This is a genomic window from Pseudomonas sp. NBRC 111133 (assembly GCF_001320605.1).
Taxonomy (GTDB): Bacteria; Pseudomonadota; Gammaproteobacteria; order Pseudomonadales; family Pseudomonadaceae; genus Aquipseudomonas; species Aquipseudomonas monteilii.
Window position 1 is genome coordinate 38,378 of record NZ_BCBJ01000057.1, and the last position, 8,106, is coordinate 46,483.

At 63.9% G+C, this 8,106-nt stretch carries 6 protein-coding genes; 4 read left to right on the top strand and 2 right to left on the bottom strand.

Going from position 1 to position 8,106, the window contains the following annotated elements:
- Positions 1-11: 11 nt before the first annotated feature.
- Together APH36_RS11895 and APH36_RS11900 are read right to left on the bottom strand one after the other, a co-directional pair.
- On the bottom strand, positions 12-3,308 hold the full coding sequence (locus tag APH36_RS11895; RefSeq protein ID WP_060498771.1) for a PAS domain S-box protein: 3,297 nt from the start codon (positions 3,306-3,308) through the stop codon (positions 12-14).
- A 62-nt stretch (positions 3,309-3,370) separates the two neighbouring features.
- Entirely contained in the window at positions 3,371-4,246 is an 876-nt protein-coding gene (locus APH36_RS11900; protein WP_060498777.1) for a LysR family transcriptional regulator, read from the bottom strand.
- Positions 4,247-4,376: 130 nt separating this feature from the next.
- Here APH36_RS11900 and leuC point away from each other — a divergent pair, with 130 nt between their 5' ends.
- The 4 genes from leuC to leuB all read left to right on the top strand — a co-directional run.
- Positions 4,377-5,810 carry a 3-isopropylmalate dehydratase large subunit gene (leuC, locus tag APH36_RS11905; protein WP_060498772.1) on the top strand — a complete coding sequence of 478 codons (1,434 nt, stop codon included), beginning with the start codon at positions 4,377-4,379 and terminating at the stop codon, positions 5,808-5,810.
- On the top strand, positions 5,807-6,451 hold the full coding sequence (leuD, locus tag APH36_RS11910; RefSeq protein WP_060498773.1) for a 3-isopropylmalate dehydratase small subunit: 645 nt from the start codon (positions 5,807-5,809) through the stop codon (positions 6,449-6,451). The genes leuC and leuD overlap by 4 nt, the downstream gene beginning before the upstream one ends.
- An 87-nt stretch (positions 6,452-6,538) precedes the next feature.
- Complete coding sequence (locus APH36_RS11915) at positions 6,539-7,303, top strand: class I SAM-dependent methyltransferase (protein ID WP_060498774.1); 765 nt, start codon at positions 6,539-6,541, stop codon at positions 7,301-7,303.
- A 54-nt stretch (positions 7,304-7,357) separates the two neighbouring features.
- Positions 7,358-8,106 (top strand): 3-isopropylmalate dehydrogenase (gene leuB, locus APH36_RS11920; RefSeq protein ID WP_060498775.1); only part of this gene is annotated, 749 nt, incomplete at its 3' end.

Below are 8,106 nucleotides of genomic sequence, written 5' to 3' on the forward strand. Positions count from 1 at the left end.
TGCAGGCCGGATCAGTAACCCGCCGGCGCCTCCAGCAACATCTGCCGAAACTCTGGCAACGGCAATGGCCGGCTGTGCAGGTATCCCTGGTACAAGTGGCAGCCCAGCCGTTCGAGGAACTCCAGTTGTTCGGTCAGCTCTACCCCTTCGGCAATCACGGCCAGGTCCAGGCTGCGGGCCATGGCAACGATGGCGCGCACGATTTCCGCGTCGTTGGGGTCGACCGGCGCGTCGCGCACGAAGGTCTGGTCGATCTTCAGCGCATCCACCGGCAGGCGCTTGAGGTAGGTGAGTGAGGAATAACCGGTGCCGAAGTCATCCATGGCAAAGCTCACCCCGAAACGCTTGAGTTCGCGCATTTTGCTGATGGTGTCTTCCAGGTTCTGGATCACGATGCCTTCGGTGATTTCCAGCTTTAGCATGTGCCGAGGCAGGCGATAGTCGTCCAGGCTGCGCAGTACCCGGCCGACAAAATCGTTCTGGCGGAACTGGCGCGGGCTGATGTTCACGCACAGGCTGAAATCATCCGCGTCGATCAGCCCGTCGGTCAGCATGCGTGCGCAAGCATCGCACGCTTCATCGAGGATCCAGCTGCCAACTTCCAGTATCAGGCCGCTTTCCTCCAGCACCTGGATGAACTGCCCGGGTGGTTGCTGACCCAGTTGCGGGTGGTGCCAGCGCAGCAGCACTTCAGCCCCGACGATGCGGTTGTCGCGGGCATCCACCTGGGGCTGGAAGTGCAGGGCCAGTTCACCACGGGCCAAGGCCAGGCGCAGGTCGTTTTCCATGCGCAAGCGCTCGCTGGCGGCCTTCTGCATGGTGGTGTGGAACAGCTGGGTGGTGTTGCGCCCGGAGTCCTTGGCCCGGTACAGGGCAATGTCGGCACGCTTGAGCAAATCGGCCGGGGTAGCGCCGTGGTCAGGGATCAGCGCCACGCCGATACTGGGCGTTACCTGCAGCCGCTGGCCATCCAGCGACATCGGTTCGGCCAGTAGTTCGCGCAGGGTGTCGGCCAGTTCGCGCACTTTTTCCTCGACCTGTTCGCGGCTGCCTTCCAGGCCGCTGAGCAGGACCACGAACTCGTCGCCCCCCAGCCGCGCCACGGTGTCTTCCAGGCGCACGCTGGCCTCCAGGCGGGCGGTGATGATCTTCAGCACCGTGTCGCCCACCGGATGGCCCAGCGAGTCGTTGATGTGCTTGAAGTGGTCGAGGTCGAGGAACAGCAGGGCGCCGCGCAGGTTGTGACGCTTGAGCAGGGCGATCTGCTGGCTCAGGCGGTCCATCAGCAGGGCGCGGTTGGGCAGGTTGGTCAGCGGGTCGTGGTAGGCCAGGTGGCGAATCTGCGCCTGGGCATTCTTCAGCTGGCTGACGTCACGGGCGGTCAGCAGCAGGCAGTCCACCTCGTTGAGGGTGATCGGCTCGACCGAGACTTCCACGGTAAGGATATCGCCGCGCTTGTTGCGCCCGAGCATTTCCCGGTGATGCACGCGGCCGCGCTCGCGTAACTCGGCCAGCAGCGAGCTGCGCTGCTTGTCGTCCGCCCAGATACCGATCTCGTACACCGTGTGGCCGACCACCTCGGCTGCGCTGTAACCCGTCAGGCGGCAGAAGCCATCGTTGATTTCCAGGTAGCGGCCGCTATGGCGTTCGGTGATGGTGATGGCGTCGGGGCTGGAGTGGAAGGCCTTGGCGAACTTCTCCTCGCTGGACTTCAGTGCGGCTTCGGCGCGTTGCTGCTGGGTAATGTCGCGCAGGGTGGTCACGCTGCACGGCTGGTCATCGACGGTGATCAGGCGGCTGGAAATCACGCACGTCAGGGGGGCGCCATTGCGGTGGTTGACCACCACGGCGACGTTGCTCAGGGCCTGTTCGCGGATCACCCGCTCGATGCGTTGCGCACGCTCGATGGACTCGGCCCACAGGCCGATTTCCTCTGCGGTGCGGCCAAGCACCTGCTCGCTGCCCCAACCGAAGGTCTGGGTGAACGCCGGGTTGATCTCGATGAACTGACCGGTGTCCTGGCGAGTGACGCAGATCGGGTCGGGGCTGACCTGGAACAGGCTGGCGAACTTCTCTTCCGAGGCGCTCAGGCGCTGCTCGCGCTCCACCTGGTCGGTGATGTCGAGCAGGGTGCCGGCCATGCGCAGCGGGTTGCCTTGTTCGTCGCGGTACAGGCGTGCGCGGCTTTCGATATAGCGCGAAATGCCGTTTTCCAGTTGCACCCGGTAAGTGATCTGGTAGTTGCCGGCGGGCCCTTCGCGCAGGCTGCGGTAGGCCTGGCGCATCGAGTTGCGCTCCTGCTCCGGTACCCCCTCGAAAAAAGCATCGAACGATTCATGAAAGGGGATGGGCGGTAGGCCGTGCAACTGCGCGGCCCGGGCGGAGCCGTAGAGCATGCCGCTGGGGATATGCCAGTCCCAGGTGCCCAGCTGCGCCGAATCCAGGGCCAGGTCCAGGCGCTCCTGGCTGTCCTTCAGGGCCTGCTCGGCGCGCTTGCGCTCGGTGGTGTCGACGAAGGTGCTGATCAGAAAGGTCACGCCTTCCAGTTCGATGCCCTGGGTGCAGAGGATGCCGTCATGCACCTTGCCGCTGGTGGCGCGGAACTGCACCTCCATGATCAACGGGCCGCCGTTGGCACGGGTCGACTCCATCACCTGGTGGCGTTGTTCGGGGTTGACCCACAGGCCCAGCTCCAGGCTGGTCTTGCCGATCACCTGGCTGCCAGGCCAGCCGAACATGTCTTCGAAGTGCTGGTTGACCTCGAAAATCATGCCGTCGTGGCGGCGGGTGAGCAAAATGGCGTTGGGGCTGAGGTGGAACAGCGTGGCGAAGCGCTTTTCCGAATTGATCAGGGCGGTTTCCCGCTCGCGCTGGCGGGTGATTTCGCGGATTACCCCGATCATCTGCGGCCGGCCATGCGGGTCGTGGGTCAGGCTGCCGTTGATCTCCAGCCAGTGCAGGCTGCCGTCCGGCCAGCGGATGCGATGACGCATGGCCTGTTCCACCGGCTCGCCGTTGAACACCGCCTGGAACACCTGGCGCGTGCGGGCGCGGTCTTCTTCGGGCAGCAGGTCGAGGTAGTCGACATCGGCAGGCAGTGGGCGCTGCGGGTCGAAGCCGAACAGGGCCTGGGTGCCCCGTGACCAGCTGACACGGCCGCTTTCAATATCCCACAGCCATGCCCCCAACCGGGCGCCGTTCAGCGCGGCCAGCAGTTGTGGGGCGTTCTGCCAGGCCTGTTCGGACTCCTGGGGGTCGGCCGCAGAAATACGCGGCAGGCGCAAAAAGCGGTTTGCTGATTTGGGCATCGGTACCAGACCTTTGGCGTATGACGCGTCCTTGGATTCGGAAATACCTGGCTGACGGCCGGTCAGGCGGACCCTGCGTGGCTGTCGAGCAGGGCCATGAATGCCCTGGCCGCGTTCGATAGCGTACGCTCGGTGTGCAAAATGTAGCCTAGCTGGCGCGACAGCTGTATGCCGGGCAAAGCGATGGGTGCAACCTGTTCGTCGAGCATGGTGCGCGGCAGCACGCTCCAGGCCAGGCCGATCGACACCATCATCTTGATGGTTTCCAGGTAGTTGGTGCTCATGGCGATGTTCGGCGTGAGGCCCTGGCTTTCGAACAGGCGCTGGACGATGTGGTGGGTAAAGGTGTTGCCGCCGGGGAAAACCGCCGGGTGACGGGCCACATCGGCCAGGCCGACCGCATTGTTGGCTAGCGGGTGCTCGGGGGCGGCGACAAAATCCAGGGCGTCGTCCCACACGGGCACCGCCTTGACCAAGTGATGCGGCTCGGGCGCCAGGGTGATCACGGCGATTTCGGCGCGACCATGCAGAATCTCGTCGTAGGCCTGTTCTGAATCGAGAAACTGAATATCCAGCGCCACGGCCGGGTACTGGCGGGTGAACGCCCGTAATAGCGGGGGCAGGCGGTGCAGGCCGATGTGGTGGCTGGTGGCCAGGGTGAGGCGACCGCTCACTTCCCCCGACAAATTGGTCAGCGCACGTCGGGTATCATCAAGGACGTTGAGGATCTGGTAGGCCCGGGGCAGCAGGGCGCGTCCGGCCTCGGTCAGGGTCACCTCGCGGCCCAGGCGGTCGAACAGGCGCACATCCAGCTGCTGCTCCAGCCCGGCGATGCGCTTGCTGATGGCGGGCTGGGTCAGGAACAGGCGTTCAGCCGCCCCGGAGAAGCTGCCGGTTTCGGCAATGGCGATGAAGGCGCTGAGGTTGGCCAGGTCCAAGGGTTGCATTCCTCTTGGTTATGCAAAGGATAAAAATTATGAATTTGAGTTATTCAATCTAACCCCATAGCATCGTCCGTACAAGCCAAGGGGTCTTTGGCATAGAAAGACGCTGATGAGGAACAGTCTGATGGCTGGCAAAACGCTCTACGACAAACTCTGGGAAGCCCATGAGGTCAAGCGCCGTGATGACGGCTCGTCCTTGATCTACATCGACCGCCACATCATTCACGAAGTGACGTCGCCCCAGGCCTTCGAAGGCCTGCGCCTGGCTAACCGCAAACCGTGGCGCATCGACGCCAACATCGCCACGCCCGACCACAACGTGCCGACCACGCCAGAGCGCAAGGGCGGTATCGAGGCCATCGTCGACCAGGTGTCGCGCCTGCAGGTGCAGACCCTCGACGAAAACTGTGACGAATACGGCATCGTCGAATTCAAGATGAACGACGAGCGCCAGGGCATCGTTCACGTCATCAGCCCGGAGCAGGGGGCCACCTTGCCCGGCATGACTGTGGTCTGCGGCGACTCGCACACCTCCACCCACGGCGCTTTCGGTGCCCTGGCCCATGGCATCGGCACCTCCGAGGTCGAGCACGTGCTCGCCACCCAGTGCCTGGTCGCCAAGAAGATGAAGAACATGCTGGTACGCGTGGAAGGCCAATTGCCGGCCGGCGTAACCGCCAAGGACATCGTGCTGGCCGTGATCGGCAAGATCGGCACCGCCGGTGGCAACGGCCACGCCATGGAGTTCGCGGGCAGCGCCATCCGCGGGTTGTCGATGGAAGGCCGCATGACCATCTGCAACATGTCCATCGAAGCCGGTGCCCGTGTGGGCCTGGTGGCGACCGACGCCACCACCGTTGCCTATGTCGAAGGCCGCCCGTACGCGCCGAAGGGCGAGCAATGGAAGCAGGCAGTCGAATCGTGGAAAGACCTGGTGTCGGATGACGACGCCGTGTTCGACACCGTGGTCGAGCTGGATGCCAGCCAGATTAAGCCGCAAGTCAGCTGGGGCACCTCGCCCGAGATGGTGTTGGCCGTAGACCAGCGCGTACCGGACCCGGCCGCCGAAGCCGACCTGGTCAAGCGTGGTTCGATCGAGCGCGCCTTGAAGTACATGGGCCTGACCGCCAACCAGGCGATCACCGACATCCAGCTGGACCGCGTGTTCATCGGCTCGTGCACCAACTCGCGTATCGAAGACCTGCGTGCCGCGGCAGAGATCGCCAAGGGCCGCAAGGTGGCCGCGACCGTCAAGCAAGCCATCGTCGTGCCGGGTTCGGGCCTGGTCAAGGCACAGGCCGAGCGTGAAGGCCTGGACAAGATCTTCCTCGAAGCCGGTTTCGAATGGCGTGAACCAGGCTGCTCGATGTGCCTGGCGATGAACCCTGACCGCCTGGAGAGCGGCGAGCATTGCGCGTCCACCTCCAACCGCAACTTCGAAGGCCGTCAGGGCGCCGGTGGCCGTACCCACCTGGTCAGCCCGGCCATGGCCGCCGCTGCTGCGGTAACCGGCCACTTCATCGATGTCCGCGAGTTGATCCAAGGGAGCGCAGCATGAAAGCCTTTACCCAGCACACTGGCCTCGTCGCGCCGTTGGACCGTGCCAACGTCGACACCGACCAGATCATCCCCAAGCAGTTTTTGAAGTCGATCAAGCGCACCGGCTTTGGCCCTAACCTGTTCGACGAATGGCGTTACCTGGACGTGGGCCAGCCCTACCAGGACAACAGCAAGCGCCCGGTGAACCAGGAGTTCGTGCTCAACCACGAACGCTACCAAGGTGCCAGCGTGCTGCTGGCGCGGGAAAACTTCGGTTGCGGCTCCAGCCGTGAGCACGCCCCTTGGGCGTTGGACGAGTACGGTTTCCGCAGCATCATCGCGCCGAGTTTTGCCGACATCTTCTTCAACAACAGCTTTAAGAACGGCTTGCTGCCGATCATCCTCAGCGATGAAGAAGTGGACGAGTTGTTCAAGCAGGTCGAAGCCAAACCGGGCTACCAGCTGACCATCGACCTGCAAGCGCAGGCGGTGACCCGGCCGGACGGCAAGGTGCTGCACTTCGAGATCGATGCGTTCCGCAAGCACTGCCTGCTCAACGGCCTGGACGACATCGGCCTGACCCTGCAGGACAGCGATGCGATCAAGGCCTTCGAAGGCAAGCACCGTGCCGGGCAGCCTTGGCTGTTCCGGGATGCCTGATTATTGGTAGATGGCAGTACCGGCCTCTTCGCGGGCTTGCCCGCGAAAGGGCCGGAACAGGCGAAACAAATCCAAAAGGATTGAGACATGACCAGCACCAACCATACCGACGTGGTCCAACGCCAGTTCGGCGAACAGGCCAGCGCCTACCTCAGCAGTGCCGTGCATGCCCAGGGCAGTGAATTCGCCCTGCTGCAGGCCGAGCTGGCAGGGCAGGGCAATGCCCGCGTGCTGGACCTGGGCTGTGGTGCCGGTCATGTCAGTTTTCACGTTGCCCCGCTGGTGAGCGAAGTGGTCGCCTACGACCTGTCGCAATCCATGCTTGACGTGGTCGCCAGCGCCGCCGCCGAGCGCGGCCTGGCCAATATCACCACCGAGCGCGGTGCCGCCGAACGCCTGCCGTTCGCCGATGCCTCGTTCGAATTCGTCTTCAGCCGCTACTCGGCCCACCACTGGAGCGACCTGGGCCTGGCCCTGCGCGAGGTGCGCCGGGTACTAAAGCCGGGTGGCGTGGCAGCGTTCATTGATGTGATGTCACCGGGCAGCCCGCTGCTCGACACCTACCTGCAAACGGTCGAAGTGCTGCGCGACACCAGCCATGTGCGTGACTACTCCGCCGCCGAATGGCAGCGTCAGGTCAGCGAGGCTGGCCTGCATGTGCGCAGTCACACCCGCCAGCCCTTGCGCCTGGAGTTCGGCAGCTGGGTGGAGCGCATGCGCACTCCCGAGCCAATGCGCGTGGCCATCCGCCAATTGCAGCAAGCCATGGGCGAAGAAGTACGGCAGTATTACCAGATCGAGGCCGATGGCTCGTTCAGCACCGATGTGCTGGTGCTGTGGGCCGAGCGTTAAGCACTTTTCGGTGGGGCCCGTTTGGTCGCACCGCGTGAATGGATAGAGGAAAGCATGAGCAAGCAGATTCTGATTCTCCCAGGTGACGGTATCGGCCCGGAAATCATGGCCGAAGCGGTCAAGGTGCTGGAGCTGGCCAACGACAAGTTCCAGCTTGGCTTCAGCCTGGAGCACGACGTGATCGGTGGCGCCGCCATCGACAAGCACGGCGTGCCGCTGGCCGACGAAACCCTGGAGCGTGCGCGCAAGGCCGATGCCGTGCTGCTGGGCGCCGTGGGCGGGCCGAAGTGGGATAAGATCGAGCGCGACATCCGCCCGGAGCGTGGCCTGCTGAAAATCCGTTCGCAGCTGGGCCTGTTCGCCAACCTGCGCCCGGCCATCCTCTACCCGCAACTGGCCGATGCCTCGTCGCTGAAGCCGGAAATCGTCTCGGGCCTGGACATCCTCATCGTCCGTGAGCTGACCGGCGGCATCTACTTCGGTGCCCCGCGTGGCCAGCGCGAGCTGGAAGGTGGCGAGCGCCAGGCCTACGACACCCTGCCGTACAGCGAAAGCGAAGTGCGCCGCATTGCCCGTGTCGGCTTCGACATGGCCCGCGTGCGTGGCAAGAAGCTGTGCTCGGTAGACAAAGCCAACGTACTGGCTTCCAGCCAGCTGTGGCGTGAAGTGGTCGAAGACGTGGCCAAGGACTACCCGGATGTGGAACTGAGCCACATGTACGTCGACAACGCCGCCATGCAACTGGTGCGTGCACCCAAGCAGTTCGACGTGATGGTGACCGACAACATGTTCGGTGACATTCT